Consider the following 25,433-nt stretch of genomic DNA (forward strand, 5'->3'; position numbering starts at 1 on the left):
CGCCTTTCCGGGCATCCTCGAGTGTGAATGCTCCACCTATCGGGTATAGGCGGGACATGGCGTGCGTTCAGGGTTGTCAAAAGGGGGCCGTAACAGGACGAAGACCATCTGCGATGCGCTGTCCGGCCCGGCCCGCTATGATGGCGGAAAGGTTTTGGTAATCGCGCGCGGCGCGGAGAGGGGATGCGATGAGGCAGTGCATGGATGCGGCGAACCTTCACAGGCGTCTGCACAAGATCATCGGCCAGGTGCAGGCCATCGATCGCATGATTGACGAGGACGTGCCGTGCGAGGACATCCTCTCGCAAATCAACGCAGCGAAGAGCGCCCTGCACCGATGCGGCCAGGTTGTGCTCGAGGGGCACATCCAACACTGCGTGCGCGACGGTATCGAGCACGGGGACGCGGACAAGACCGTTGCCGACTTCACCAAGGCCGTCGAGCGTTTCGCCAACATGATTTAGTGCCCCAGCTGAAAAAAGAACTTCGGATTTGACTCCTCTCCCTCAAAGCGTTATACCCATAGGGGTATAGGTATCAAAACGCGCCGGCGAGAAGGACGGGAGAGCCCATGATCGAAGGTCTCGAGAAGCTGCTGGAGTGGGGCGGCACTAAGCGCAACATCGCGTTTCTCGCCGTCTCGGGCGTGGCACTCGTGCTCTCGCTCGCGGGCGTCGAGCCGTTTCCGTTCTCGATCGCATGGGTCGCCATCATCCTGTGCGGCGTGCCCATCATCCTGGAGGCCGTCATCGGCCTCGTGACGGAGTTCGACATCACGGCCGACGTGCTCGTCTCGCTCGCCCTCATCGCGAGCGTCTTCATCGGCGAGGACTTCGCTGCGGGCGAGGTCGCCTTCATCATGCAGCTCGGCGGGCTGCTCGAGGAGCTCACCGTGGCGCGCGCCCGCGCCGGCATCGAACGGCTCGTCCATCTGACGCCGCGCACGGCACGGCGCATCGCCCGCGCAACGGCCGAGGGCGGGGAGCCACGCCCCGTGGCGGAGGAGACCATCGCGGCGGAAGCCGTTCAGGTGGGCGACATCCTACGCGTGCTGCCCGGGGAGGCCGTGCCCGTAGACGGCGTCATCGTCTCCGGTCAGACCTCGGTGAACCAGGCGGTCATGACCGGCGAGAGCCTGCCGGTGGACAAGGGCCCGGGGGACGAGGTGTCATCCGGCACGGTCAACCAGTTCGGCTCGTTCGACATGGCCGCGACGCGCGTGGGCGAGGACTCATCCATCCAGCGGATGATTCGCCTCGTGCAGTCGGCCGACGCCGGCAAGGCCAAGATCGTGAACCTCGCCGACCGCTGGGCGGTGTGGATCGTCGTCATCGCCCTTGTGGCAGCAGTTCTCACCTATCTCGTGACGGGCGAGATCATCCGCTCGGTCACCATCCTCGTCGTCTTTTGCCCGTGCGCGCTCGTGCTCGCCACACCCACGGCCATCATGGCGGCGATCGGCAACGCCACCAGGCACGGCTTTCTGGTGCGCGAGGGGGACGCGCTCGAGCGCCTGGCGCAGGTCAGGCGCGTGTGCTTTGACAAGACAGGCACGCTCACCACGGGGGAGCCGCAGGTGGTTGCCGTGTGCGCGGGCGAGAAGGACGTGAGCGAGGACGCGTTGCTCGCAGTTGCCGGCGCGGCCGAGAAGCGATCCGAGCACCCCCTCGGGCGCGCCATCGTGGCCGCGGCCACGGAGCACGCCGGAGTGGCGCCGAAGGACCCAACGTCCTTTGCCATGGTGCCCGGTCGCGGCGTAGTGGCCGAGGTGGGCGGGCGCACGGTGTACGCCGGCAGCGCCGCGCTGCTGGCGGAGCACGGTCTGGCTATACCGGACGCGCTGGGGAGGCGCGTGGACGCTACGCGCGCCGAGGGGGCAACGATCACCTATCTCGGCTGGGGCGACGCGGCAGCGGGGTTCATCGCGCTCGCCGACCGCGTGCGCGAGAACGCCACCGCTACGCTTTCGGCAGTGTGGGAGACGGGCGTGGAGCCGGTGCTCCTCACGGGGGACCGCGAGGTGGCGGCCGCCCACGTGGCTGCCGAACTCGGCATCACCACCTACAAGGCCGCATGCCTGCCCGAGGACAAGCTCTCCTTCATCGATGACTCGGAGCGCGCGGGCAAGGGCGTTTGTATGGTCGGCGACGGCGTCAACGACGCGCCTGCGCTCAAGCGCGCGCTTGTGGGCATCGCCATGGGAGGCGTCGGCAGCGATATCGCCGTCGACGCGGCGGACATCGCGCTCGTGAACGATGACATCGCCGAGCTACCGCACCTCCTGCGCCTCTCCCGCCGCATGATGACGACCATCGAGATCAACCTCACGTTCTCGATGACGCTCAACTTCATCGCGATCGCGCTCGCCATCTCGGGCGTCCTGAACCCTGTGGCGGGCGCCCTCGTGCACAACGCGGGCTCGGTGCTCGTTATCGTCAACTCAGCGCTTCTACTGGGATGGAAGCCGCGCGTTCGGTAAGGCTGCTAGGGGCGGTATTCGGCCTAGCGGCGAGCTTGATGATTGACGCTTACGAGGCGTCGCTGTAGAAGCATCCGTTACCACCGGGCGAGAAACGCGAGCGTCTGGGTGAAGGCGTCCTCGCGGCTTTGCCGGCATGCTTCGGGGTGGGCGCGCTCGACGCGGAAGAGCTTGAGCGAGGGTGTCTCCATGGGCACGAGGATGTGGCTCGCGTACTCGTAGGAGCGTCGCGTGATCTCGAAGGGATGGGCGTGCTTGGCGAGGCGCTGCTCGACGATCCGACAGGCCTCGTCGCTCGGCCACATGGCGTCATGCGAGGGGCTGGCGAGAAGGACTGGCCCGTTGATGCGCTCCACGGCAATCCAGGCCTCCTTGGGCGCGCGCTCGACGATCCGCTCGTAGACGAAGCGCATGTCGAGCTGGCGCTCGGTGACGATACGGCGGATGATGCCGAGGTAGGGGAGCCTCCCGCCGCCTCGCGCGCAGGGCACGGGCTCGCCGCGCCAGGTCCAGCTCGAGCGGTCGCTCAGACCCTTGCCGGCAAGGCTTTTGTTGCCGGTGATGCCCGGCATGGCGCAGGCGAGCGGGGAGATGGCGACGACGCAGGTGATCTGAGGCATGAGCGAGGCGGCGAGAAGCGCCAGCTCGCCGCCCTTGGAGATGCCGTAGATCGCCACGCGGTCAAAGCCACGCTGCCGGAGATAGGCGACGGCACGCTCGATTGGCTCGATCGACACCTCGATGAGCTCATCGGGGAGTCCCGGCACGTTCCAGTAGCACAGGCCGAGTGCGGCGATGCCCTCCCGTGCGAAACGCGCACCGAGGTTGCGCGGGATGTTCTCGTTGCCCTCGCTGCCGCCGAGCACGATGAGCGCCTTGCCGGAGTACGCTTCGACGTGCCGCTCCGGCAAGTGGAGGAATCCGAAGAAGCCGTCTTGCTCGACGGTGAACCGTTCCATGTCTCCACTTCCCAACGACAGGCTCCACAGCGGACCGATTGATGCTTCCTAGAGACGTCGAGCGCTTTCTGCGGCCAGCGCGATGGTGGTGCCGTTGTGCAGGAGCGCCGAGGTCTGGGGTCGGATGATGCCGACGATTCCCGCAGCGAGAAGCGCCGAGTTGATGCCCATAACCGCGGTGAACGAGCGGTCGAGGCGCCCCATGAGGGAGCGGCTGAGCGCGTGCAGGCGCACGATGGCGTCGAGCCCGCCCGCGGCGAGCGTGACGTCGGCGACCTCCTGCGCGATGGCGGTGCCCGTGCCCATGGCGATGCCCACATCGGCGGCGGAGAGCGCCGGCGCGTCATTAACGCCGTCACCCACCATGACGACGCGTCGTCCGCGAGCCACGAGCGCCTCCACGTAGGCATGCTTGTCCTCGGGGAGCAGGTTAGCCCGGTACTCGGTGATGCCCGCCTCGGCGGCGATGCGTGCGGCGGTGCGCTCGTTATCGCCGGTGAGCATGATGATGTGGCCGATGCCCTGTGAGCGAAGTGCCGCAATTGCCTCGGGCACTCCTGCCTTTAAGGGATCTTCGATGCCGAGCACGCCCACCAGCTTTCCGTCTTGGGCGAGGTAGAGCGGTGAGAGGCCTTCGAGGTCGCCGTCGATGCGCGCCTCTGCCTCGGGGGCGACTTCGACGTGCTCGTCCTCCATCACGAAGTGGCGACTACCGATGACGATGCGCTTGCCATCGAGCGCCGATGCGATGCCGTGCGCCACGATATAGGCGACCTCGGCATGGCGTTCGCGATGCTCGAGGCCGCGCGCGGCGGCGGCCGCCACCACGGCGCGCGCCACGGGATGCGGGAAATGCTCCTCCAGGCAGGCCGAGGTGCGCAGCACCTCGTCCTCGGTCCAATCGGGCACGAGGGCGAGCACGCGCGCGACCCGGGGCGTCGCCTCGGTGAGCGTTCCCGTCTTATCGAACACGATGGTGTCGGCGGCGGCGATGGCCTCGAAATGCTTGGCACCCTTGACGGCCATGCCCTCGTGCGCGCTCTGGCTCATGGCGGCGAGCACGCTGATGGACGACGTGAGCCTGAGGGCGCAGGAGTAGTCGACCATGAGGGCGGCCGATGTCTTGGCAAGGCTTTTCGTGGTCGCCGCCACAAGCCCCGCAAGCAGGAAGTTCCACGGCACGAAGCGGTCCGCGAGGTGCTCGCGGCGCGTCTGGATCTCGCTTTTGAGCTGCTCGGAGGCTTCAACGAGATTCACGATGGAGCGGAGCTTGGTCGATGCGGGCTCGGCGCCCACGCGGATGACGATCTCGCCCTCTTCAACCGCGGTGCCGGCGAAGACGTCGTCGCCGGCCCTGCGCTCGACGGCAAGCGGCTCGCCGGTGAGTGCCGCCTGGTTGACCATGGCCGCACCGCGTACCACCACGCCGTCGACGCACACGGGCATGCCGGCGCGCGCCACGACGAGGTCGCCCGCGCGGAGACTCTGGGCGGGCACGGTGACCTCCTCGCCGTCCTCGAGGCGCCGGGCGTTTTGGGGAATGGCCATGAGGGAGCGAATGAGTTCGTGCTCTGAGCGTTCACGGGTGGCGTCCTCGAGGACCTCTCCCAGGTCGAGGAGGAACATGGTGCTCGCCGCGGTTTTGGGGTCGCGCTTGACAAACGACAGGCCGATGGCCGTGGCGTCGAGTACCGGCACATCGAGGCGGTGCCGCATGAGCGAGGTGAGGCCGGCGCGCAGAAACCCGAGGTAGTGAAGGCCGGCCCATACCGCCCTCAGTGCGGGCGGGAGGAGCCAGCGGCGGATGAGATGGTTGCCCACTAGGCGGATGATACTGCGCGCGGCGGACGGGACCGCGGGCGCGAGCGCCGTGGGCGCCTGGGCGCGCGCCGTATCGAGCTGGACGCGGCTGAGCTCGTTCAGCCGATCGAGCAGGGCGGTCCTTGCAAGGGCGTCGCGGTACCAGATGGCGACCGAGCGAATGCGCGGGTAGGAGCGCACGCGCTCGACGCCTGTCCACGAAGAGAGCGAGGCCTCGAGGGCGAGGGCGTCGGACGCGTCAAGGTGATCGGCAAACGTAAGGCGCAGCCGCCCCGGCACCTCGTGTTCGATGACGTATCGCACGGGCGCGCCTACGCCTTAGCGGGGACGGTCTCTGCGGCGGTATCCGACGCGCTGTCTTCCTCGTCCTCGACGCCGTAGACGGTTTCATTGAGATACGCGGCTTCGGCGACGATGTCGTCCATCTCGGCGCGTGCGCGTTCGACGGTGTCTTCACAGGCCTGCTTCGCGCGCAGCCCAGCCGCGACGGCTTCTACGTAGACGCGTTTCGCCCCGTCGCTCGTAAGCACCTTGGCGCCAACAGACCCGATCAGTACGCCCGCGCCCAAAAGCAGACCGTGCGTCCCCTTGAGAAAGCCCAGAGTACTCATGCGAAACTCCTCTCTGCGCACAACAGTACGCCTTGGTAAACAATTTCAAGTTAACTGTAGTTCACTTTGAGGAGAGGAGTGGTGTGATTTGTGAATTGGGAAGAACTTGCCGCCAAGAATTCGAAAGAATGCGGCGGCTGGTCGCATCCATGGCGGAGCGCTTTCCCGGCGGGCGGCTGGCGTTCGATGTGGCGAGGGAGAACCAACGTCAAGCTGATGCTCAAGACCTGGGTGAAGCAGACGGGCATCACGGACATCGGCGCGTACTTCTCCGTGAGGGATGCGCAAGCGTAGTTGGAGCCCTGGTTGCCGCTGCTCTCCGTTTCCAGTTGCGGGTACATGCAGGGCTACCAGAAGCTCAAGGTGCCGGGCGTGCCGCCCGTCCACCGCATTCTTGCCCGGTTCGTCGACTGCCGCTGCATTTGCAGGTCGTTCGCGTGGATTTCAAAGAGACTCCCCGATAAGCGATCCACAGACGATCGTGACGGTCTACATATAGTATAGGTCCGGTGGTGATTAGGCGAGCAGGCAGATGAGCATCGCGGCGAACATGACCGTGAAGACGAGGTTGCTCCACCCGCCAAAGAGGACGCAGCGCGCCGGCTGCGGCACGCGCATCCACACGAGACCTAAAAATCGTCCCTGTGGGCTTCTCGCAGGTCAAGGGCTATTCCGTTTATGTCCTGTTGTATAACATAGCGGCAAAAGCTGTCATCGTTAATGTGGGCGGCAACAAGCTGTCTTAACTGCGGGTCGGTCAGACCGGGATTATATTGCTTCATAATCGTTGCGCCCATGGTGTCCACGATAGCGTTTGCGGTCTGCACCTGCTTCACCGCCACGCCGTTCACATAGATTTCAAGGTCAGCCATGAGCCGGGGGAAATCCGGGTGCGCCGCCAGCGAGACGCTCCCCGACATCCGTCAGTCCAAGCGCCTCGCCACGGCCTACGGGGTGACGCTCGACGAGCTCATCTCGTTCGACCTCGACGTCGCCCAGGTAGAGGAGGCCATCGAGCGCACGAGCGACGAGGTCACGGAGAAGGTCGACTGGACGAGCGCCTGGGCCAAGAGGTACCCCATCCTCGCCCGCTGCCAGGGCGAGGTCAACGTGCCCCTCTACGCCCGCCGCATCCGACAGATGCTCGACGAGCTCAAGGCCGAGCGCGGCTACTCCGAGCTCGATGCCATGCTCGCGCTCAAGGACATCCTCTACCAGGTCTGGAAGCAGGCCAAGGCGGCGGGCGCGAGGTAGTTTCGCTGGGTGAGAAGAACGCCCTCAATTCAGTAATCAACTTAATTAATGCTATAGGCGAGAAGAACGACCGCGCATGCACCGCCACCAGCGCCTTTCCACATTCTCGCGAGAGGCTGTCGATAACCTCCCGGCGCTCCGCGCGTTCCGTTGCCCAGCGTTCCAAAGCGTCTCACGCCGAGAAGAGCGCCCGGAGGCCCCAATGTGGAAAACTCCCGCACGCCGCCCGTATAATGGGGCGCACGGGACGAGAAGAGCCGTGTGCCCATGCGTCGGTCCAGGCTCGCGGGAGCCTCCAACGGCGCCGCCCGGGCAATGTCCCCGTCGAAAGGATCAAGATGGTCACTCACACGCTCGGCTCGGGCCCGCGGACGGCGGTGCTCCTGCACGGGGGCGGCCTCTCGTGGTGGAACTACCGGGCCGTCGCCGACCTGCTCGCCGCCAACGGGTACCGCGTCGTGCTCCCCGTTCTCGACGGGCACGCCGGCTCGGACCGCCCGTTCACCTCGATCGAGGACAACGCCTCCGAGCTCGTGGCCCTCATCGACCGCGAGCTCGGCGGGCGCGTCGACGCGCTCGGCGGCGTCTCCCTCGGGGCGCAGGTCGCCCTCGAGGCCCTCGCGCAGCGGCCGCGGATCGCGGAGCGCGCCGTCATCGAGAGCGCGCTCGTGCTCCCCATGCGCGCCGCCCGCGCCCTCGCCGCGCCCGCCGTCGCCCTGAGCTACCCGCTCGTGCGGCGCCCCTGGTTCGCGCGGGCGCAGTTCGCGAGCCTCCACCTCCCCGAGGAGCTCTACGAGCCCTACTACCGTGACAGCTGCGCCATATCGAAGCGGGACATGATCGCCTTCATGCGGGTGAACAGCTCCTACCGGCTGAGGCCCGAGCTCGCGGCCTGCGGGGCGCGGGCGACCATCCTCGTCGGCGGGAAGGAGCCCCGCGTCATGGTGCGCTCGGCGCGCGCACTGGCTGAGGCCATGCCGGGCAGCACGCTCGTCGAGCGCCCTGGCTGGCGGCACGGCGAGGCGAGCTTGTGGCATCCCGGTGTCTACCTCGAGGCGCTCGAGGGTCGCCCATAGGCAAGCGCCCGAGCACCGCCACGGCAGATGCAAGGCGTTGCGTATCAAAATAGGACGAGAAGAACGCCCGCGCGGCGCCTCCCCGGGCGGGCCGCCCAAAAGACAGTCCCCACGGGCGGCCCGCCGCGCGCCTCAGTGTTGACCAATGTTCAATAGAGGTGTACCATCAGTCACGAGGAGGTGGCCGCCGTGACCAGAACCGTGATGGACCCCGGGGAGCGCCGGCGCGAGCTTCTTGCCTGCGCCATGAGGCTCTTCGCCGAGGAGGGCTACGACAACGTGTCCGTGCGGGCCGTGGCGCGCGCCGCGGGCGTGGCGCCGGGGCTCGCCTACCACTACTTCGACTCCAAGGAGAGGATGTTCGCCGAGGCCATCGGGGACTACGCCCGCCGCTGCGCCGAGGGCATAATCGCCATCCTGGACGAGGAGGGCCCCTCGCTGGACGAGAGGCTCGACCGCGCCCTCGAGCTCGGCGCGGGCGGCGGCTTCCCCTACGCCGCCTTCTTCCACGCCGAGGGCAACGGGACGCTGCACGACCGCCTCTCGCTCGCCATGTGCGAGGCGGTGCGGCCGCACCTGCGCGCCGCGCTCGAGGCCGACGCCGCCTCGCGCGGCGCGCCGGCGCCCGACGCCGACGAGCTCGCCGCGATCATGACCTACGGCGCGGTGGGCCTCGCCTCGGGCCCGGGCATGCCGGACGGCGCCGCGGCCGCCGCCGCCCGCCGCTACCTCCGCGCGCTGCTCGCCGAGTTCCGCTCGGGGGCCGCCGCCGACTAGGGATCCCGCCCCGGCCGCTGCCGGGGCTCTTTTCGGCCGATTGTATTGAACAATGTTTAACAGAAAGGACGCAAGATGGACGAGAAGAACGCCGAGCTGCTGCGCTCGCGCTCCCGCGCCGCTTTCGACGCGCAGGCGGCTACCTACGACGCCGGCATGCAGGGGGACCACGCGCGCCGGCTCTACCCGCACGTGCTCGCGGAGGTGAGGCGCGCCGTGGAGGGCGACCCCGCCCCGCGCCTGCTCGACCTGGGCTGCGGCACGGGCGCCCTCGCCGAGCTGGTGCTCGAGGGGCTCCCGGGCGCGCGCCTCAGCTGCGTGGACCTGTCGCCGAGGATGGCCGAGGCGGCCCGCGCGCGCCTGGGCGAGCGGGCCGAGGTCCTCCTCTTCGACGCCGAGCGCCTGCCCTTCCGCGACGGCTCGTTCGACGCCGCCTGGTGCAACGACTCTTTCCACCACTACCCGGACCCCGAGCGCGCGGCATTCCAGGCGTGGCGCGTGCTCGCTCTCGGCGGCACTTTTATCATCGGCGACGCGTGGCAGCCGGCGCCCGCCCGCGCGATCATGAACGCGTGGATGCCCCACTCGAAGGAGGGCGACGTCCGCATCTACTCCGAGGCCGAGATGCGCCGCATCCTCGGCACATGGTTCAGCGACGTGTCCTGGCGCCGCGTGGGCCAGTCCGCCTGCGTCGCCGTCGCGCACAAGGGGGCCTGAGGAGCGATATGATCGGCGAATCGGAGATGAAAACACGACCCCGTCGGGTAGTCGGGGTGCGGGCGCCGCCCGTCAGTAACCTGCCTCCTTGGTTGTCCCTTCTCCGCGTGGCTTTCTACACAAAGGAGGAATTCGCCATGCGGAAGACATCCGTGTCCTCCACCCTCGTCGTGTGCTTCGACGGCCAGTTCTGGGTGGGGATCGTGGAGCGCGTCGAGGACGGCGCCCTGAGCTCATGCCGCGTCGTGTTCGGCGCCGAGCCCTCGAACGAGGAGGTCCTCGACTTCGTGCTCAGGGAGTGGGCGAGGCTACCCCTCGGCCCCGCCGTCGCCTGCGAGGAGCGGGCGATGGCGAGAAACCCGAAGCGCCGCCAGCGCCAGTCCGCCCGCGAGCTGAAGCAGCGCGGTCCCTCGACGAAGGCCCTGGTCGCGCTCGCCGAGCGGCGCGAGGCCCTGGCGCGGGAGTCGGCTGCCCGCGACAAGGAGCGCGGAGAAGAGGAGAGGCGCCGACGCTTCGAGCAGAGGCAGGAGAAGGCGAAGCGGAAGCGTCGTTGACACTAGCGGGCCAATCGGGCGGACGGGGAGCGCAAGACAGTCCTGTTATACCGCGTGCGCCATATGGCTTCCGACTTCACCCGCGTCGTCCTGTAGCTGCTCGTGAAGAAGGAAGCCGCCATGGACTGCTCGCGCATAGACGCCCGCCGACCTCTCGCCCTGAATCTCCACCATTCGTGTTGCGGCAGCCAGGGCAGATTCATCGAATTGCGCCAATGGGCTACCGAAACTTGCGGTGATTGACTAGTAGAATATGCGATAATCGACCAGTATAAAGTAAACGCCCCAGGAAAGCGGTCAACATGATCGAGCGTGAGATGACGGCAAAGCTGCTCGAGCTCTCCGAGCAGTATCCCATCGTGTCGATTACCGGTCCCAGGCAGAGCGGTAAGAGCACCCTTGCCAAGAGCTCCTTCCCCGATTATGAGTACCTATCCTTCGAGAATCCTGATGTCCGGAGTTCGTTCGAGGATGATCCGGTGACCTTTCTCAGACGTCATGGGTCGCACGTCATCTTTGACGAGGCGCAGCGTGTTCCGGAGCTCTTCTCGTATCTGCAGGGAGTCGTCGACGAGTCGGGACAGCTCGGGCAGTTTGTCATCACGGGCTCTCAGAACTTCCTGCTCATGAAATCTGTCAGCCAGTCGCTTGCGGGCAGGGTCGCGCTGTTCACCCTCCTCCCGCTTTCTCAGTTCGAGCTTGCCGCATCGGGCAAATTGCCGTCGACACTACAAGAGTGGTTGTTCAGGGGTGGGTACCCGCGCCTGTACGATGCCGTCCGCGACCCGCGAGACTTCTTTCCCGATTACGTGCAGACGTATCTCGAGCGCGATGTCCGTGCCGAGCTGGGCGTGAGAAACCTTGCCGGCTTCCAAAGCTTCCTGCAGCTCTGCGCGCTGCGGTGCGGGGAGCTGCTTAACGTGAGTTCGCTGGCTGCCGACTGCGGCATCTCACCCACCACGGCCCGCGAATGGCTCTCCATTCTCCAGGCGAGCCACATCGTGTTTCTGCTGCGCCCGTATTATTCAAACCGCACGAAGCGACTCGTGAAGTCACCTAAGCTCTATTTCCATGATACTGGGTTGGCGGCGCATCTCATAGGGCTCGAATCCGCCGACGACCTGTATGAGGATGAGGCAACGGGTCGGCTCTTCGAGTGCGCGGTCGTTGCCGAAGTATCGAAGCGCCTGTATGCGCGCAAAAGGACGCCGCGCCTCTCGTTCTGGCGAGACGACCACAAGCAGGAGATAGACCTTCTCATTGAGCGGGGGAGAGATGTCGCTCGAGCGGTGGAGTGCAAGTCCTCCGCGACATATCGCAGCCGCTACTTCGAGACGCTCAACCGCATTGCCGGCGAGCGCCTGGAGCTCGATGCCAAGCGGCAGGCCGTGGTATATGGTGGTGCGGAGTGTCTCTCCACGCGGATGGGGGAGCTCGTTTCGTGGACGGAGATGGAGCGGCTGCTTTCGTAGCATGGATGACGTCGTCCACTTGTCATCAGACGACCACGAACGCGAGCATCGCGGCGAACATGACCGTGAAGACGAGGTTGCTCCACCCGCCGAAGAGGACGCAGCGCGCCGGCTGCGGCACGCGCATCCACACAAGACCGAGAAACGACGTGACCAGCGGCGTGAGGACCACAAGCCAGGCGGGGAAGACGGTCTGTCCGAGCACGACGGACGCGGCGAGCGCAACGAAGCCCAGGTACATGGGCACGGTGGCAAACCGCATGACAAACATGATGTTGCCCGCGACCTCGTCGTAGAGCTCTTCTCGCCCCGCCTTGGCGATGACGGAGAGGTAGACGTACTGAGCGTGGTAGGCGCCGCCGCAGACGAGGGCAAAGGCGAGCAGCGCCGCGGCCAGCCAGACGAGCCAGGAGAGGTCGCCGCGCGCGACGAGCGCAAGCCCCGCGAACCCGAGCACGTACAGGAACGCGGCGACGGGCCCCAGCGCGCCCCCGATACGCGCGCGGCCGGCGGGCACGTCGCGCATGATGCGCATATACGGCCTGAGCGTCCCGTCCATGTCGTAGGCGCCGGGCGTGAAGTAGAGCAGCATGTCCCCGGCAAACATGAGAATCGAGCCCAGGAGTCCCAGGGCGAGAAGAACGAGCGTCGCTGGCATGGCGCCTCCCATCCATCGCGGGCGTCAGATGGCCCCGGGGCCTGCCCGGCCCCGGGGCCTCAGGGCAAGCCTTACGCCTCGACGAGGCTCCTTGCGGCTGCCTCGAGCTCGGCGACGGCGTCGTCGTCGGGGGCCTCGTTGGCGATGACGGTGCAGACCACGTTCACGCCTGCCCCCTCGGCGTCCGCCTGCCAGGTTTCCATCCACTCGCCGGTGCCCCAGCCGTAGCTGCCGAACAGCGCCACGGGCTTGTCGCCCAGCGCGCCCACGCACGCCTCCCAGACCGGCTCGAACTCGTCAGACTCAAGTTCCTCGGCGCCCATGGCGGGGCAGCCAAAGGCGAATGCGTCATAGTTGGACACATCTTCCGCCGAGAAGTCCGCGGCGGGCACGACGCGGGCCTCGGCCCCTGCGTCGGCGATGCCCGCTTCGAGCGCATGGGCCATCTCCTCGGTGTTGCCCGTCCCCGTCCAGTACACGATCGCGATGTTCTTGCTCATGGAAGTCTCCCTCCGTCGTGCGGACTCAGCCGCCCCTGCTATGCCGTTGCCATCCGGAGGAGCCCCCGCAGGGGCATTCCCTCGGAGTAGAGCCTCTTGATCCTGAGCTCCTCGCGCTCGAGCTCCTTGAAGCGCCGCAGCGCCTCGTCCACGTCTCCGTAGACCTTCCAGCGTCCGCACGCCCGTGCTCCCTGGCCCCCGTCCGACATGAAGCCGTCGACGTCCTCGATGGGGTAGCCGAGGACAAAGCCGATTTCGTGGGGAAAGGGGGTCCTGTCGTTGTAGTAGGCGCGCAGGCGGCGCCTGAGCACTCCCATGAGCGCTCCGCAGCGAGAGGGGAGGCGGTTCTTGGCGAGAAACTCGTGCGCCCCCGCGGCGGAGAGGAGAGACTGGACGCAGCGCGGCCTCCAGACGAGCAGCATCGCCCGCCCTTCTCGCCAGCCCAGCAGGGAGACGCGCACGCCGAAGCGTCGGAGGTGCCATGCGTAGAACCATATGAGGGTCTTTACGAGAAGGCGGCGCATGGACGTCGGGCACCGTGCGGCATCGTCGAGCGGCATCCGGAAGCCAAAGACTGCGGCAGGCTTGCGTCCCGCGAGCACGATGCCCGCCTGACAGACGAGGCAGCGCACGAACCTCGCCTCAAGACGATCGTGAGGCGAGGCGTCGCTGGCGTCAACGGCAAGACAGATGTCCATCCCCTTACCCATGCGCCTCCAATAGTTAGCTACCTCTAACTCTACTGAGCATAGAGTAAACCAAAGCTAACATGTTGTCCATGATCCAAAAGGGACAGGCCCCTTTTGGATCACAGTGTCCAGTCTGCGCTCTGGGTCTGCAGGTGGACCATGCGGGCGAAGAGGCCGCCCGCGGCGAGCAGCTCCTCCGGCGAGCCCTGCTCGGCCACGCGACCGCCGTCGAGCACCACGATCTTGTCCGCGCTCATGACGGTGCGCATGCGGTGGGCGATCACGATGACGGTCTTGCCGGCGAGCAGGCGCGAGAGCGCCTCCTGGACCTGGGTCTCGTTCTCAACGTCGAGCGACGCCGTGGCCTCGTCCAGGAGCACGACCGGCGCGTCCTTGAGCAGGGCGCGGGCGATGGAGATGCGCTGGCGCTCGCCGCCGGAGAGGCGCGCGCCGTTCTCGCCGATCATCGTGTCGTAGCCCTGCGGCAGACGGCTCACAAACTCGTCGCAGTTGGCCGCCCGCGCCGCCGCGAGCACCTCCTCGTCGGTGGCGCCGCGCCGGCCCAGGCGGATGTTGCCCATCACCGTGTCGTCAAAGAGCAGCACGTCCTGGAAGACCACGGAGAAGTCGCCGAGAAGGACCTCGGGATCCACGGCTGCCACGTCCACGTCGCCCACGGTGACGCGGCCGGCGTCGGCGTCCCACAGCCGCGCCGCCAGACGGGCGCAGGTGGACTTGCCGGAGCCGGACGGACCCACAAGCGCCGTGACCTCGCCCTCGCGTGCCGTGAACGTCACGCCATCCAAGACCTTCTCGCCACGATCGTAGGAGAAGGACACGTCCTCGAAGGCGACGTCGTGCCCCACGGGCTCGTACGTCTCGCCTCCCTGCGCGAGGGGCTCCTCGTAGAAGCTCTTCATGCGCGCCGCGGCGGTCTTGGCCGAGAAGAGCTCGGCGATGAGCATGAGGCACTGGTCGAAGGGCGCGTAGATGCGGCTCACCACCACAAGGAAGGCGAAGAGCGTCATGAACGTGCATGAGCCCTCCAGGATGAGCGTCGCGCCCACGAGAACCGTGGTGGCAAGGCCCAGGCGCAGCACGATCTGGGCTCCGTTGACGGCGATGCCGCAGGCGATCTCCGAGCGGGCGGCCTGGCGCTCCGCGGCGTCGACGTCCGCATGGATGTGCTCGAGGTAGCGCTCCTCCTGGTTGGTCGCGCGCACCTCGCGCACGCACTCGAGCGCCTCCTGGATGTCCTCCGAGGTGGCAAGGCCGCGCATGCGCGTTGCCTCCATCATGGGCTGGAGCGCGCGGCGCGCGCCAAAGAGGATGGCGAGTCCTACCGGACAGCTCCAGAGCGATGCGAGCGCGAGCCGCCAGTCAAAGGAGAACAGGCAGATGGCCGCCACGACAAGCGTGATGTAGGCGCCGTAGAGCTCGGGCAGCACGTGGCTGTAGGCGTGCTCGGTGGTCTTGACGTCGGTCATGAGGGTCTCGGTGAGGTCGGCGAGGTCGCGGCGGCCGAAGAAGCCCAGGGGCAGCTTGCGCAGGCGCTCGGCCAGGCCGATGCGCTGACGGCCGCTCTCCTTGTAGATGACGCCGTACTGGTAGTAGTAGGCCCAGTACTCCGTCACGAAGAGCGCGACGGCAAAGGCGACGAGGCCCGCTGCGTACGGGAGGAGGTCCGGAAGCGGCGCGCCCTCGGTGAGGTGCGCCACGAGCTCGCTCATGAGCAGGTAGAGGGCGCCCACCCCGCCAAAGACCACGAGGTTCGAGGCGGCGGTCCACACGGCGCCGAGCTTGACGTTGCGCAGGCCCTCGTCGGTGAGGGCGTACTTCTCCTGGATGCTCATCTACTCCACCTCCGCGGCGCTCGTGATGCGCCAGCTCACGGACTTCTCGTAGTCGGTCCACATGCGGGCGTAGAGGCCGCCCGCTGCCAGCAGCTCGTCGTGCGTGCCCTGCTCGACCACGCGTCCGGCGTCGAGCACCACGATCTTGTCGGCATTTCTCACCGTGGAGAGGCGGTGCGCGATCATGAGTACCGTTCGTGGCTCTCCGTTGCGCCCACGGGCGAGGCGCTTGAAGGCGGCCTGGATCTTGACCTCGTTCTCCGGGTCGGCGAAGGCCGTCGCCTCGTCGAGCACCACCACCGGAGCATCCTTGAGGATCGCGCGGGCGATCATGAGGCGCTGCACCTCGCCGCCGGAGAGGTGGGTGCCGCCCGTCCCCACGAGCGTGTCGGCGCCCTGGGGCAGCTTCTCCAGGATGTCCGCGCACTGCGCTGCCTCAAGCGCGGCGAGCGCCTCCTCTCGGGTGGCCTCGGGGCGCGCGGCGCGCACGTTCTCCAGGATCGTCTGGCGGAAGGGGCGGTTGGCCTGGAAGACAAAGGCCACGCGGTCCATGAGGTCGTGCGGATCCATCTCGCGCACGTCCACGCCGCCGAGCGTCACGCGTCCGGCGCCCACGTCCCAGAAGCGTGGCACGAGGCTCGCCGCCGTGGTCTTGCCACCGCCGGAGGGGCCAACGAGCGCCACCGTCGCGCCGGCCGGCACCTCAAAGCTCACGTGGTCGAGCGCCGGGGCGTCTGCGCCCTCGTAGGTAAAGCTCACGTCCTCGAAGCGGATGGCGTTGCCCGCGGGCGTGCGAGGTGCGGCGGGGGCGGAGATCACGGGCGCGGTCAGCACCTCCTCGACGCGCGAGACCGCGTCCGCGGCGGACTGGAACGCCTCGGACATGAACATCACGCGCGTCATGGCGGTGGGGATCACGGCCGAGAAGATCGCGTAGAACGCGAAGTTGGCCAGGAAGCGCGCGAAGTCCCCCTCACCGGGCGCGACGAGGATTGCCGCCGGCACGAGGAAGATCGCGACGCCGTTGATGATGGTGAGCGAGAGCGACTGCGGCGTCTGGCACCACTTGACGGCGTAGTCCTGCGCGAGCCGCGTGAACTCCTCGATGGCGTCGTGGAACGCGCGGAAGCTGTAGACCGTCTGCTGGAACACCTTGACCACGGGGATGCCGCGCACGTACTCGGTGCCGGTAAGGGACAAATCAGCTTCAATCTATCTACCAGCGATTCTCTCACTCTCTAGAACAAGAGTATAGCCAACTTAGGACGGATTACCTTGTACAAACCTTGTCCATTCTTGTACCATCTGACGTGATAAGTAATCCAGAGACGATGGGGGAGTCATGGCTGATTTTTACAGGGGTGGAGACATCTACTGGCGAGAGGGGCGCAAGAAGTGGGTTGGAACTGTTCACTACAAGGACGAGAATGGCAAATGGAAACCAAAGTCAAAGACATTCACGAAGAGCAAGCGCGAGTCTAAGGAGCTTTTCGTCAAGTGGAAAGCCGAACTGAACCTGAAAGCCATTGCCACGGGCAAGACACAGGACACATCCATATCCAACGGTAAGACGGTAGAGCAGCGCGTGAGGGAGTATTTGGCATTCCTTGAGTCTGAGGTGACAATGGGAAAGATGGAGCAGTCAACTCTCACCAATAAGACTGTCAACGCAGAGAGGTACATCTTCACTGAGCCTATCGCAAGAAAGCAGTATGCGAGCGTAAACAAGAGAGACGTTGAGGAGTGGATAATAGGGCTGAGAAATAGGGGACTGTCAAACTCAACCATAAAGACGCCCTATTCGACTCTAAGACAGACGTACATGAAGGATTTGGAGACTGGACTGATTTCTGCCACTCCGTTTCAGTTCATGAAGTCACCTGCTAAGGACTCTCACACTATCAATTACGCCAATGACAAAGCTCTGACACAGCTCAGAACCCTTTTGGATAGCCTTTGGGAGAAGAGGCGTGGAGACGTAAACCTAACTTCATACTATCTTGCTCTGTATCTTGGGCTTAGGGGCGAGGAAATAGCGGGTTTGCAATGGAAGCACGTAACGTTCTCAAAGAATGGCTCATTAGGGACAATCACAATCAGACAGGCAGTTGCGAGGAACAACGGAAAGCCCTACCTCAAGACAACGAAGACTGAATCGTCAGTCAGAGAGCTGCCAAACCTTGCAAACGTTGAGAAGATTCTTCTTGACAGGCGCAGGGTGGTGTGTGCTCAGAATGATATTGATGAGCCTGAGCCTGATTGGTTCGTGGTTGGAGAGAGGGACAAGTTCAGAAACCCTGACAACACGTCAAGAGCATTCTGGCGTCTCATGAAGAAGCACGAAATCAAGGGTTCAGACGGAAAGTATCTAACCATGCACGGACTCAGGGACACATTTGCCACTCTTATAGTTCAGGACAACATAGTAGACATCAAGAGCCTGTCTAAGCTCATGGGACACTCCAAGGCTTCAACGACAATGAACTTGTATGTAGGCTATGGAGACGATGAGGTTAAGGAGAAGGCTATCAAGGGGTTGGCTTCTGCCATAGAGAGCAGAATCATGAATTATGACACAGAGACGTATAAGGCAATGGAGGAAAGAAGATTCCATAAGTATTTGGAAAAAGAGTTCCCGGATGGAATACCAAGTGAATGGTGGAGCCAGTATGACGAAACGATTCAAAAGAAGTATTCCGACAAGTGGCGTGAGATAGACGAAAGGCTAGGGAAGTAAAAGACTAGTACCCTCAGATACGCAATAGAATCGAGTTTTCAGCACTTCTAAGGCTCTGTATCGTACCTATTGGATACTTATACCAGTGGGGGCATTACAGGGCCTTAAAATTGCTCAGAATTGATTTCACGCAATAAAAAATAAAGATTTGGGCGTCTACCTGCGAGAAATCATCTATCTAGGATTTTGTGACCGTGCTGTGTGGACGGACCACGTTCGGGGTGCCGATTCAGGGGAAGTGACCTCCGAGGTGTCAACCACCCCGAGGGCCTATTGTTAGTCGCGCGTCACCCCACGACGCTTTATCTCGTTGTAGAGCGTCTGCTTGGCGCAACCGACGGCGGAGCATATCTCGGATATCGAGTACTCCTTGGACTGCCACATCTTTATCGCCGTGTCCATGTCCTTGCGGGGCCTGCCCAGCCTCTTTCCGCGCCTCTTCGCCGCCTCAAGGCCGTCCCTCACCCTGCTCCTGCACATCTCCACCTCAAGCTCGGAAAAGGCCGCGACGATGGTGAGGAAGAATTTTCCCTGCGAGGTCGAGGTATCCACGTTTTCTTTGAGGCTGACGAAGTCGACCTTCTTTTTCCTGAGTCGTTCGATGACGTTGAGCACCTGTTGCGTGGAGCGCCCCAGACGGTCGATGGAGACCACGACGAGTTGGTCACCTTCCCTAAGTTCATCAAGAAGCTCCTCTAGCACCGGCTTAGATGTGGCGGTCCCGCTGACCCTCTCGCTTCGTATCTCCTCGCACCCCGCCTTTGTGAGAGGGTCCTCCTGCCGGTCGAACTTCTGAGTCTCCTTGTTCGTGCTGACGCGTTCGTAGCCGTATCGCATGGTCCAATCGCCCCTCTCTGAAAGCCTTACTTATTAGACTATATTAATGGACCAAATCATCTGGGCAAACGTCGCGTCGGCAAACGGTCTAGAAAACAAATGTTATTTAGACTCACTGATTTGGACTACGTCAGAAGCAATGTTGTCTTTCCATTGACAGATAAAACGAGATGAGTTACAGTTAAGTATTACCAAGACTCAGCGCTTCGCCTTGCTCTGACGTGGTATGCCTAGGCGGTCAAGCTCCCTGTATATGGTCGACCTCCCGATGCCGGAGATGGAAACGACCTCGGAGATTGGCTTGCCCCCGGCGTAGAGGGATACAGCCCGCCGCAGCTTGTCTGGGTCAATCTTCTTCATGGGTCAAGTATAGGCGATTCGGCATTGGGAAAGCTCCCGAACATTTTGGAGCGGAGAAGGAAGGTGATTATATGACTTTGAACTAAGGTTGTCTCAGAGCACGTTATTCCCGTCAATTACGTTAACTTATAACAGTTAATTCTATTGATAATATAACGTGACAATAGGGCGAAGGCTCTATTTAAACAATGAGCAGGTGCGAATTGTAAAACTACGAACTAGTCGAGGTAATCAATGTAATAAATAGCATAATAAGTAGGTGATATTATCATATGAAAGAAAAAGTCTTATCACGCTATGGTTTTACCGAAGTCTCTCCAATCGACTTCTATACCGACATATTCAGGTTGGGAGAGCATCTGATTCAGGAGAAGGACGAAAAGGGAGGGCAGTTCAAGACCAACCCCATAGCAATAGCGCATAGAGCTGGTCACATTAGGCACATCATCATGTTCGAAGACGATTTCGAATCGCGCCTGACGGAGCTTGGGGGCTACGACTGGGCTTACATGAGCTGCCTCACGTACTTCGGGAAGCGCAACGTCAACGAGCGCCAGTCCAAGATGTACGCGATGGTATTTGACCTAGACGGCGTTACCGACAAGAGTCTGGCAAGCTTCATCGACGGCGCACTCTGCGATGTATACCCTCTTCCCAATTACATCGTTCTCTCAGGTAACGGCGTACACCTCTATTACGTCTTCGAGGAGCCTATACCGCTCTATCCAATGACGAAAACGCAACTCAAGTCTCTCAAGTATGACCTGACTAAGCTCATTTGGAACGAGCGGACCTCTTCAATCGTCCGTCCCCAGTATCAGGGCATCAATCAGGCGTACAGAATCCCGGGAACGAAGGCAAAGAGGAAGGGTGTGGTTGCAAGAGCCTTCAAGGTCAGCGACCATCCCACTTCAATCGAGTACCTGAACGACTTCGCGTCTCCGGAGAATCGCGTTGACGTCTCAAGGATGCATCAAGAGAGCGGCCTGACCATCGAGGAGGCTCGGCAGCTATATCCCGACTGGTACGAGCGTAGGGTGCTAAACGGTGAGCCGAGAGGAACGTGGAAGACGGACCGTCACGTATATGACTGGTGGAAACAGCAGATTTATGAGAGTGCGGAATACGGGCATCGATATTTCTGCGTGATGGCCCTCGCCATATATGCAGTGAAGTGCGGAATAGGGGAGGACGAGCTAAGGGCGGACGCCGAGTCGTTCGTGGAAATGCTCAACGTGATTCACCCTGATGACCCGTTCACGCAATCAGATGTCGATTCTGCAATGGAGTGCTATGACGCCGACTATGCGACGTTCCCGCGAGCCGAGATAGAAAGGTTGACCGGAATCAGCATCCCCGAGCGAAAGAGGAACCATCGGAGCAGGTGGGAGCACCTACAGGCGGAGACTTGGGAGATTGACGGCGCTGAGGTCGAGAATCCTTGCAAGAGGAACAGAGAGAAAGCGTTGGAGAAGGCCCGTGCGGAGGGTCGTACCGGAAGGCCGAGGGGCAGCGGCACCAAAGAGATGCTTGTGCTTGACTATTTCCGCGACAATCCACAAGCTACGGTGGAACAGGCGAGCAGGGAGCTGGAGATATCCCCGACAACCGTGCAGAAGTGGAAGCCCAGAAGGGGAAAAGGGGCAACGCCCGCCTAAGCCAGTCACACAACCTTGGCTCAAGGTTTTCTCTGAACAATGTCGCAATGGAGTGAACCGTGGGGCGTTCTGAGTTCCTTTCATTGTCTGTCAGGTGATTCGGTTCACTCGTTCCCCTATTGAGTCTCTGAACGTCCAAAACGTGCCGTCTATCCCGTTAACGACCCAAGAGTTGCCGCTTAGAACATCGACGGTCTCCCTGTCATGAATCTCAAGTTTGCCTGATACAATGGCATCACCACACCGCAAGTCCCGAGCAATCGGGGGTTGCTCCACAACTGAATGCAAGACCGGTTCTTGTGTACGCGCAACAAGTGGTCTGGAGGGCACCCGCCTTTCAGGGCTTGTTCGCGTACACGCGTGGAGCCTTGCGGTGTGGTAACTGTGGCAGGTGCCCTCCACATCGTTATTGTCTTCTTCGGCTTCCTCCACAGCGCCCGTAGGACCATTGTGATGGAAGGAATCGCCGTGGACGTATCGCCGATGTACATTGTCCTTATTCTCTGGTTGATTTGCGCGGGTGTATCCGCTCGGATGGCGTCCAAGAAGGGGTACAGCTACTACGCATTTCTGGCCATAGGGCTGGTGACCGGGATTATCGGACTCATCGTTGCCGCCGTTATTCCCGACAGGAGCAACACCTCCGCCAGTGATGCTGACGCGCTCCTGAAATATAAGGAACTGCTAGATAAGGGAGTTATCACTCAAGCCGAATTCAACAAGAAGAAAAGCGAGCTGCTGAACAGCTAATCGCCGATAGAGAAGGGTCCACCCATGGAGACCAGCCCTAAACACATGAGAGAGACAGCCGAGCAAGTTGAGAGCGTGGGCAAAACTCAGATTCCTGTAACGGACAGCCAAGCGAAGGCACGAAATGACGGCTCGGGCAGGTTCTTCCTCAAGCTCGTTCTCGTTGTTGTTCTAATCATCGCCGTCTTTGCCATCGGGGCAACGTCCTGCGGAACGACTACACGGACCTCTGAGGCTGGGACAGAAGACCGTTCCGGAAGCTCTCAGGACAGTAAGACCGTCGAAGATGATGATTCAAGCGGCTCTTCCTCGGATAGTTCGGACGATTATTCATACGACTACTCTGACAGGGACTATTCCTCGACCGATGACGATGACGAATACCAGCGCGTCTACGACGAAGATACCGGGATTTACGGCGTGGTCGGGGAGGACGGTGACGGGATTTTCGCCGGTGAGGATTTTGGAATGCGGATGAACGAGGACGGCAGCTCCATAGCCACCGACGGTAACGGCAACTGGGTCATGGACAGCGACGGTGACGGCGAGGTCGACTCCATATCCATCGATGGCGGGGATACGTGGTTCTAGCCGAATAGCGCGCTGAGTAGACGCCTTAGGAGGAAAAGATGAAGAAAGTAGCGTTGATAGCCATGGGATTAGCTCTGGCTTGTCTCGCGACAGGCTGCACCGACCCAAAGGTCACAGAGGTGACGGAAGCAATTAATGCTATTGGGGAGGTGACCATTGATTCTGAGGACGAGATAGCGTCTGCGAATGATGCCTACGCCTCATTAACGGACGAGCAGAAAAAGAACGTGGAGAACTATGGACTGCTCGAAGAGGCAAATGAAGCACTCTCACAAATCGCATACGAGGAGCTGACCAAAGCGCTGGAGGTGACGGAGGAGCTACGCTCAAACTACTATGCCCAGTATTACGATATGAAAGACCTCGACCGGGCAAGCGAAGCAGCTCAGTCCGCAATTGATGGCTCGCGGGAAGACGAATACATCGATGCTCTAGATACCCTGCTTGGGGAAAACGAAGCGTTTGAGAGTTTTCTCGACTCTAAGGAAGCGGCCTCATACAGCCGACAGACCAATTCCGGAGAGTATCCCTTTGCCCTAGAGGAGTCCGCCCTTCCCGACGAGTGGTCCTTCGAACCGGTCACCATGCAGACCTCAAGTCACCCGACATGGGTAATCAGTAGCAGAGACGCCACCGACTTGCCTCCGTATGTCAACTTCTTCATTGACGGAAGCTCGCGAAACTACACGTATGAAATCGTAAACGTACCCACCACTGAGATTACCGTAGTTGGAGAAAACGGAACGCCTCAGAGCGCACTGGTAAACACACAGGTCAACTTCACTGCCGATTTCGACCAGAGCGTCAATCAAGACCCTAACAAGGAGCTGAACGAGCGACCTGCCTACCTATTTGTTAGCCGGGAGAACTACATCATCCTTGCCTTGCAGAACTATGACGGAGAGGACTGGTATGTCCCCTACCTGAGCTACTCGTAGCTGAATTTATATAGCGTCTCTTTCCAATAGTCCCCGCCCCAAACCATCTGGACCAATCGTCCGGACACGGAGGGGCGGGGTTTCTATGTTGAGTCAGGTATCCGGCGGCCATACGACAGCTTCTTTGTGGGACCATTCAACATTGCCAAGTGCTTTCGGTGAGCGTGTTGAGCTGTTGGGTGTTAACCTCCATGTCGTGCAGGATTCCGTTGCGTGCCTCTGTCTTGGTGAAGTTGTGCGTGCCGTTCATCTTTCCTCTCTTTCCTTGTACAACAACCTTGTACGTCCATTAGAGAGGATAAAACACGCAGGTAAACAGCCTAACTCACATACTCGGTGCCGGTCTTGTTCATCTTGACAAGCGACTCCATGTAGCGCGTCATGAAGTCCATGCCACGCCCGCCCATCATGTAGAACATGCAGCCGAGCGAGATGATCACCGCGACAAGACACGCGAGGCCAAGCCGCCAGTCAAAGACGAAGAACAGCACCAGCATGCCGACGATCATGGCAATGCTGCCCGCGGTGTCCGGGAGCTTGTGGGCGAGAAGCCCCTCGGTCTCGGCGGCGCAGCCGTCCACGACGCGGCGCAGCGCGCCGCTCGCATGCGTGTCGAAGTAGCCGAGGCTTGCGTGCATGAGGTGGTCCGTGGTGCGCTTGCGCATGTTGGACGCGCAACGGAAGGCCGCGAGGTGCGTGCACATGAGGCCGGCGAAGTAGATGAGGATGCTCGCGGCAGCAAGGCCGAACGCCCACCAGCCGTACGCGGCGATTCCGGTGGCCGCGCCCCAGTCGGGGGCCACGGCGATGAGGTCGCGCGCCACGAGCCAGATGCAGACGTACGGGCCAAAGCTCACGAGCATCGAGACGGCCGAGAGCGCGCAGCCCAGGTACGTGAGCGCGCGTCGCGGACCGGCGAAGGCGAGCAGGCGACTCACGGCGCCCTTGCCGCGGGCGTCGCTCGCCTCTGTCGCTTGAGATTCAGACATCGGAACCTCCTGTCTGTGGAGACCTTGATAGACGTTCCGTCGCACCTTATCATGGGATTCGATACTTGTTAGCTTTGGCTAACTAATGTTGGACGATTCCTCAAGGGAGATGGACGAACCCTCAAGATGACGGGCATGGGAGACATTCCTCGCGAGCTCGTTGCGCTCTTCGAGCCGCAGGTCGAGCAGCTTGGCGTGCGTCTCGAGCGCCGGGGCGGCATCTGGGTGGGCGAGGCGCGAGGCTCCGTGGCGACAGGCTCGATGTGGCTCTGCGCGCCGGCGCCGCACTGCCTCGTGCTCTGTCACGACGTCACTCCGCTTGAGGACATGCCGCTCTTCGAGGGGTCGCTCGGGCCGTACGCCTGCGTCTGCACGATGGGGGACGACGCAGTCGCATGCTCGCGGGACTGCGGGCTTCCGATCAGGTTCGTCGGCCCCGGGGGCGGCGCGCATCGTCTACATGACGAGGTCGCCACGTTCGTTGAGCGCGGCCCCCGCTCGCTCTCGAGTCGCCTGCTCGCCGGCCACGTCTACCGCTCTCGCTCCGTCATCATGCTGCCCGACTTCTTCGACGAGCTTGACCGCAGCTATCCGGGGGAGTTCGGCGGGCTCTTCTCGGCGTTCGACGGCACCTGGGGTCCCGAGGCCACAGGTGCGATTCGTCATGCGCTCGGCAACATACCCGCGGGCCCGCCACTCGGCCCCGGCGGTTCGCTCGGGCTTCTCTCGACCGTTACCTCCCTCATGGCGTCGCTAGCTGCGGGCGGGGGAGGTGCCGGCCAAGACGAGGGTGCGCTGGCGGGCCACGCAAGGAGGCTCTTGTCGGCTGCCGTCGAGAAGGGCGGCGTGCCCCCTTCCGTCGACGAACTCGCGCGCAAGCTCTACGTGAGCCGGTCACGGCTCTGTGACGCGTTCAAGCGCGAGACGGGACAGACTGTGGGCGCGTATGCGCGTCAGCTGCGGATGGAGCGCGCGTGTCGTCTCCTCGGGGACGGGGATCATACCGTCTCCGAGATCGCCGTCCTTCTCGGCTATCCGAGCCCCTCGGCCTTCTGCCACGCCTTCTCCGACTTCACGGGCATGTCCCCCCGCGCATGGGCGAATAAAACTTGACAAGGGGACAGTCCCTTTTGTCAAGTTATGTGCGACGAAA

The 25,433-nt window shown here is 62.7% G+C and carries 26 protein-coding genes; 14 read left to right on the plus strand and 12 right to left on the minus strand.

The features are described 5' to 3' along the window. Window positions 1–188 precede the first annotated feature (188 nt). Together B5F79_RS00480 and B5F79_RS00485 are read left to right on the plus strand one after the other, a co-directional pair. The gene (locus B5F79_RS00480) at window positions 189–464 is read left to right on the plus strand and encodes a metal-sensing transcriptional repressor (protein WP_087216948.1); all 276 of its coding nucleotides are present in this window, start codon (window positions 189–191) and stop codon (window positions 462–464) included. 107 nt (window positions 465–571) lie between these two features. Continuing rightward, window positions 572–2,479: a heavy metal translocating P-type ATPase gene (locus B5F79_RS00485; protein WP_087216949.1), complete on the plus strand. Its 1,908-nt coding sequence runs from the start codon at window positions 572–574 to the stop codon at window positions 2,477–2,479. Window positions 2,480–2,556: 77 nt separating this feature from the next. Here the strand turns inward: B5F79_RS00485 and B5F79_RS00490 are convergent, their stop codons facing one another. From B5F79_RS00490 to B5F79_RS00510, 4 genes are all read right to left on the minus strand, one after another. Next, window positions 2,557–3,438: an acyl-CoA thioester hydrolase/BAAT C-terminal domain-containing protein gene (locus B5F79_RS00490; protein WP_087216950.1), complete on the minus strand. Its 882-nt coding sequence runs from the start codon at window positions 3,436–3,438 to the stop codon at window positions 2,557–2,559. A 48-nt stretch (window positions 3,439–3,486) separates the two neighbouring features. After that, complete coding sequence (locus tag B5F79_RS00495; protein WP_087216951.1) at window positions 3,487–5,562, minus strand: heavy metal translocating P-type ATPase; 2,076 nt, start codon at window positions 5,560–5,562, stop codon at window positions 3,487–3,489. Window positions 5,563–5,570: 8 nt separating this feature from the next. Continuing rightward, on the minus strand, window positions 5,571–5,870 hold the full coding sequence (locus B5F79_RS00500) for a DUF6110 family protein (RefSeq protein ID WP_083662194.1): 300 nt from the start codon (window positions 5,868–5,870) through the stop codon (window positions 5,571–5,573). 629 nt (window positions 5,871–6,499) lie between these two features. Continuing rightward, window positions 6,500–6,742 carry a hypothetical protein gene (locus tag B5F79_RS00510; protein WP_235858660.1) on the minus strand — a complete coding sequence of 81 codons (243 nt, stop codon included), beginning with the start codon at window positions 6,740–6,742 and terminating at the stop codon, window positions 6,500–6,502. On the opposite strand from B5F79_RS00510, the gene B5F79_RS00515 reads away from it, so the two are divergent. From B5F79_RS00515 to B5F79_RS00540, 6 genes are all read left to right on the plus strand, one after another. Beyond that, window positions 6,741–7,124 carry a hypothetical protein gene (locus B5F79_RS00515; protein WP_087216952.1) on the plus strand — a complete coding sequence of 128 codons (384 nt, stop codon included), beginning with the start codon at window positions 6,741–6,743 and terminating at the stop codon, window positions 7,122–7,124. The two genes, B5F79_RS00510 and B5F79_RS00515, sit on opposite strands and share 2 nt — an antisense overlap. Window positions 7,125–7,462: 338 nt before the next feature. Continuing rightward, a complete protein-coding gene (locus tag B5F79_RS00520) occupies window positions 7,463–8,200 on the plus strand; it encodes an alpha/beta fold hydrolase (RefSeq protein WP_087216953.1) in 738 nt (245 codons plus the stop codon). 189 nt (window positions 8,201–8,389) lie between these two features. Further along, window positions 8,390–8,977, plus strand: a complete 588-nt coding sequence (locus B5F79_RS00525) for a TetR/AcrR family transcriptional regulator (RefSeq protein ID WP_087216954.1) — start codon at window positions 8,390–8,392, stop codon at window positions 8,975–8,977. Window positions 8,978–9,052: 75 nt separating this feature from the next. After that, window positions 9,053–9,694, plus strand: a complete 642-nt coding sequence (locus B5F79_RS00530) for a class I SAM-dependent methyltransferase (protein ID WP_087216955.1) — start codon at window positions 9,053–9,055, stop codon at window positions 9,692–9,694. A gap of 137 nt (window positions 9,695–9,831) precedes the next feature. After that, complete coding sequence (locus B5F79_RS00535) at window positions 9,832–10,248, plus strand: YjdF family protein (protein WP_087216956.1); 417 nt, start codon at window positions 9,832–9,834, stop codon at window positions 10,246–10,248. Between the two features lie 302 nt (window positions 10,249–10,550). Then, the gene (locus B5F79_RS00540) at window positions 10,551–11,720 is read left to right on the plus strand and encodes an ATP-binding protein (protein WP_075280470.1); all 1,170 of its coding nucleotides are present in this window, start codon (window positions 10,551–10,553) and stop codon (window positions 11,718–11,720) included. 25 nt (window positions 11,721–11,745) lie between these two features. Here the strand turns inward: B5F79_RS00540 and B5F79_RS00545 are convergent, their stop codons facing one another. The 5 genes from B5F79_RS00545 to B5F79_RS11295 all read right to left on the minus strand — a co-directional run bounded on the left by B5F79_RS00545 (window position 11,746) and on the right by B5F79_RS11295 (window position 16,620). Further along, complete coding sequence (locus B5F79_RS00545; protein ID WP_087216957.1) at window positions 11,746–12,378, minus strand: DUF6796 family protein; 633 nt, start codon at window positions 12,376–12,378, stop codon at window positions 11,746–11,748. 71 nt (window positions 12,379–12,449) lie between these two features. Continuing rightward, window positions 12,450–12,878, minus strand: coding sequence for a flavodoxin (locus tag B5F79_RS00550; RefSeq protein WP_087216958.1), 429 nt, complete (start codon window positions 12,876–12,878; stop codon window positions 12,450–12,452). A 38-nt stretch (window positions 12,879–12,916) separates the two neighbouring features. Beyond that, the gene (locus B5F79_RS00555) at window positions 12,917–13,588 is read right to left on the minus strand and encodes a DUF3793 family protein (RefSeq protein WP_087216959.1); all 672 of its coding nucleotides are present in this window, start codon (window positions 13,586–13,588) and stop codon (window positions 12,917–12,919) included. Between the two features lie 98 nt (window positions 13,589–13,686). After that, window positions 13,687–15,420, minus strand: coding sequence for an ABC transporter ATP-binding protein (locus tag B5F79_RS11290; RefSeq protein WP_087216960.1), 1,734 nt, complete (start codon window positions 15,418–15,420; stop codon window positions 13,687–13,689). Beyond that, the gene (locus B5F79_RS11295) at window positions 15,421–16,620 is read right to left on the minus strand and encodes an ABC transporter ATP-binding protein (RefSeq protein WP_342632969.1); all 1,200 of its coding nucleotides are present in this window, start codon (window positions 16,618–16,620) and stop codon (window positions 15,421–15,423) included. 142 nt (window positions 16,621–16,762) lie between these two features. Here B5F79_RS11295 and B5F79_RS00570 point away from each other — a divergent pair, with 142 nt between their 5' ends. Further along, complete coding sequence (locus B5F79_RS00570; protein WP_087216961.1) at window positions 16,763–18,157, plus strand: tyrosine-type recombinase/integrase; 1,395 nt, start codon at window positions 16,763–16,765, stop codon at window positions 18,155–18,157. Between the two features lie 276 nt (window positions 18,158–18,433). Here the strand turns inward: B5F79_RS00570 and B5F79_RS00575 are convergent, their stop codons facing one another. Then, complete coding sequence (locus tag B5F79_RS00575; RefSeq protein WP_087216962.1) at window positions 18,434–18,994, minus strand: recombinase family protein; 561 nt, start codon at window positions 18,992–18,994, stop codon at window positions 18,434–18,436. Window positions 18,995–19,192: 198 nt separating this feature from the next. Further along, window positions 19,193–19,354: a helix-turn-helix domain-containing protein gene (locus B5F79_RS11305; protein WP_087216963.1), complete on the minus strand. Its 162-nt coding sequence runs from the start codon at window positions 19,352–19,354 to the stop codon at window positions 19,193–19,195. A 272-nt stretch (window positions 19,355–19,626) separates the two neighbouring features. On the opposite strand from B5F79_RS11305, the gene B5F79_RS00585 reads away from it, so the two are divergent. The 4 genes from B5F79_RS00585 to B5F79_RS00600 all read left to right on the plus strand — a co-directional run bounded on the left by B5F79_RS00585 (window position 19,627) and on the right by B5F79_RS00600 (window position 23,291). Continuing rightward, window positions 19,627–21,012 carry a hypothetical protein gene (locus B5F79_RS00585; protein WP_087216964.1) on the plus strand — a complete coding sequence of 462 codons (1,386 nt, stop codon included), beginning with the start codon at window positions 19,627–19,629 and terminating at the stop codon, window positions 21,010–21,012. A gap of 375 nt (window positions 21,013–21,387) precedes the next feature. Then, the gene (locus B5F79_RS00590) at window positions 21,388–21,762 is read left to right on the plus strand and encodes an SHOCT domain-containing protein (RefSeq protein ID WP_206390935.1); all 375 of its coding nucleotides are present in this window, start codon (window positions 21,388–21,390) and stop codon (window positions 21,760–21,762) included. Window positions 21,763–21,786: 24 nt separating this feature from the next. Further along, window positions 21,787–22,353, plus strand: a complete 567-nt coding sequence (locus B5F79_RS00595) for a hypothetical protein (protein WP_087216966.1) — start codon at window positions 21,787–21,789, stop codon at window positions 22,351–22,353. Window positions 22,354–22,391: 38 nt separating this feature from the next. Then, complete coding sequence (locus tag B5F79_RS00600) at window positions 22,392–23,291, plus strand: hypothetical protein (RefSeq protein ID WP_087216967.1); 900 nt, start codon at window positions 22,392–22,394, stop codon at window positions 23,289–23,291. Window positions 23,292–23,611: 320 nt separating this feature from the next. Here B5F79_RS00600 and B5F79_RS00605 read toward each other — a convergent pair whose 3' ends face one another. Continuing rightward, complete coding sequence (locus B5F79_RS00605) at window positions 23,612–24,280, minus strand: ABC transporter transmembrane domain-containing protein (protein ID WP_087216968.1); 669 nt, start codon at window positions 24,278–24,280, stop codon at window positions 23,612–23,614. A gap of 135 nt (window positions 24,281–24,415) precedes the next feature. Between B5F79_RS00605 and B5F79_RS00610 the strand changes: the two genes are divergently transcribed. After that, window positions 24,416–25,393, plus strand: a complete 978-nt coding sequence (locus tag B5F79_RS00610) for a helix-turn-helix domain-containing protein (protein WP_241147205.1) — start codon at window positions 24,416–24,418, stop codon at window positions 25,391–25,393. The last annotated feature ends 40 nt before the right edge of the window (window positions 25,394–25,433 follow it).

This window comes from Olsenella sp. An285, from assembly GCF_002159625.1.
Lineage (GTDB): Bacteria > Actinomycetota > Coriobacteriia > Coriobacteriales > Atopobiaceae > Thermophilibacter > Thermophilibacter avicola.

Coding starts and splice junctions, on each gene's coding strand:
- B5F79_RS00530 (WP_087216955.1), top strand. CDS start 9,053: ATGGACGAGAAGAACGCCGAGCTGCTGCGCTCGCGCTCCCGCGCCGCT.
- B5F79_RS11305 (WP_087216963.1), bottom strand. CDS start 19,354: ATGAAGAAGATTGACCCAGACAAGCTGCGGCGGGCTGTATCCCTCTAC.
- B5F79_RS11290 (WP_087216960.1), bottom strand. CDS start 15,420: ATGAGCATCCAGGAGAAGTACGCCCTCACCGACGAGGGCCTGCGCAAC.
- B5F79_RS00500 (WP_083662194.1), bottom strand. CDS start 5,870: ATGAGTACTCTGGGCTTTCTCAAGGGGACGCACGGTCTGCTTTTGGGC.
- B5F79_RS00595 (WP_087216966.1), top strand. CDS start 21,787: ATGGAGACCAGCCCTAAACACATGAGAGAGACAGCCGAGCAAGTTGAG.
- B5F79_RS00600 (WP_087216967.1), top strand. CDS start 22,392: ATGAAGAAAGTAGCGTTGATAGCCATGGGATTAGCTCTGGCTTGTCTC.
- B5F79_RS00510 (WP_235858660.1), bottom strand. CDS start 6,742: ATGGCTGACCTTGAAATCTATGTGAACGGCGTGGCGGTGAAGCAGGTG.
- B5F79_RS00555 (WP_087216959.1), bottom strand. CDS start 13,588: ATGGGTAAGGGGATGGACATCTGTCTTGCCGTTGACGCCAGCGACGCC.
- B5F79_RS00585 (WP_087216964.1), top strand. CDS start 19,627: ATGAAAGAAAAAGTCTTATCACGCTATGGTTTTACCGAAGTCTCTCCA.
- B5F79_RS00550 (WP_087216958.1), bottom strand. CDS start 12,878: ATGAGCAAGAACATCGCGATCGTGTACTGGACGGGGACGGGCAACACC.
- B5F79_RS00515 (WP_087216952.1), top strand. CDS start 6,741: ATGAGCCGGGGGAAATCCGGGTGCGCCGCCAGCGAGACGCTCCCCGAC.
- B5F79_RS00540 (WP_075280470.1), top strand. CDS start 10,551: ATGATCGAGCGTGAGATGACGGCAAAGCTGCTCGAGCTCTCCGAGCAG.
- B5F79_RS00535 (WP_087216956.1), top strand. CDS start 9,832: ATGCGGAAGACATCCGTGTCCTCCACCCTCGTCGTGTGCTTCGACGGC.
- B5F79_RS00520 (WP_087216953.1), top strand. CDS start 7,463: ATGGTCACTCACACGCTCGGCTCGGGCCCGCGGACGGCGGTGCTCCTG.
- B5F79_RS00480 (WP_087216948.1), top strand. CDS start 189: ATGAGGCAGTGCATGGATGCGGCGAACCTTCACAGGCGTCTGCACAAG.
- B5F79_RS00485 (WP_087216949.1), top strand. CDS start 572: ATGATCGAAGGTCTCGAGAAGCTGCTGGAGTGGGGCGGCACTAAGCGC.
- B5F79_RS00545 (WP_087216957.1), bottom strand. CDS start 12,378: ATGCCAGCGACGCTCGTTCTTCTCGCCCTGGGACTCCTGGGCTCGATT.
- B5F79_RS00605 (WP_087216968.1), bottom strand. CDS start 24,280: ATGTCTGAATCTCAAGCGACAGAGGCGAGCGACGCCCGCGGCAAGGGC.
- B5F79_RS00490 (WP_087216950.1), bottom strand. CDS start 3,438: ATGGAACGGTTCACCGTCGAGCAAGACGGCTTCTTCGGATTCCTCCAC.
- B5F79_RS00610 (WP_241147205.1), top strand. CDS start 24,416: ATGGGAGACATTCCTCGCGAGCTCGTTGCGCTCTTCGAGCCGCAGGTC.
- B5F79_RS00570 (WP_087216961.1), top strand. CDS start 16,763: ATGGCTGATTTTTACAGGGGTGGAGACATCTACTGGCGAGAGGGGCGC.
- B5F79_RS00575 (WP_087216962.1), bottom strand. CDS start 18,994: ATGCGATACGGCTACGAACGCGTCAGCACGAACAAGGAGACTCAGAAG.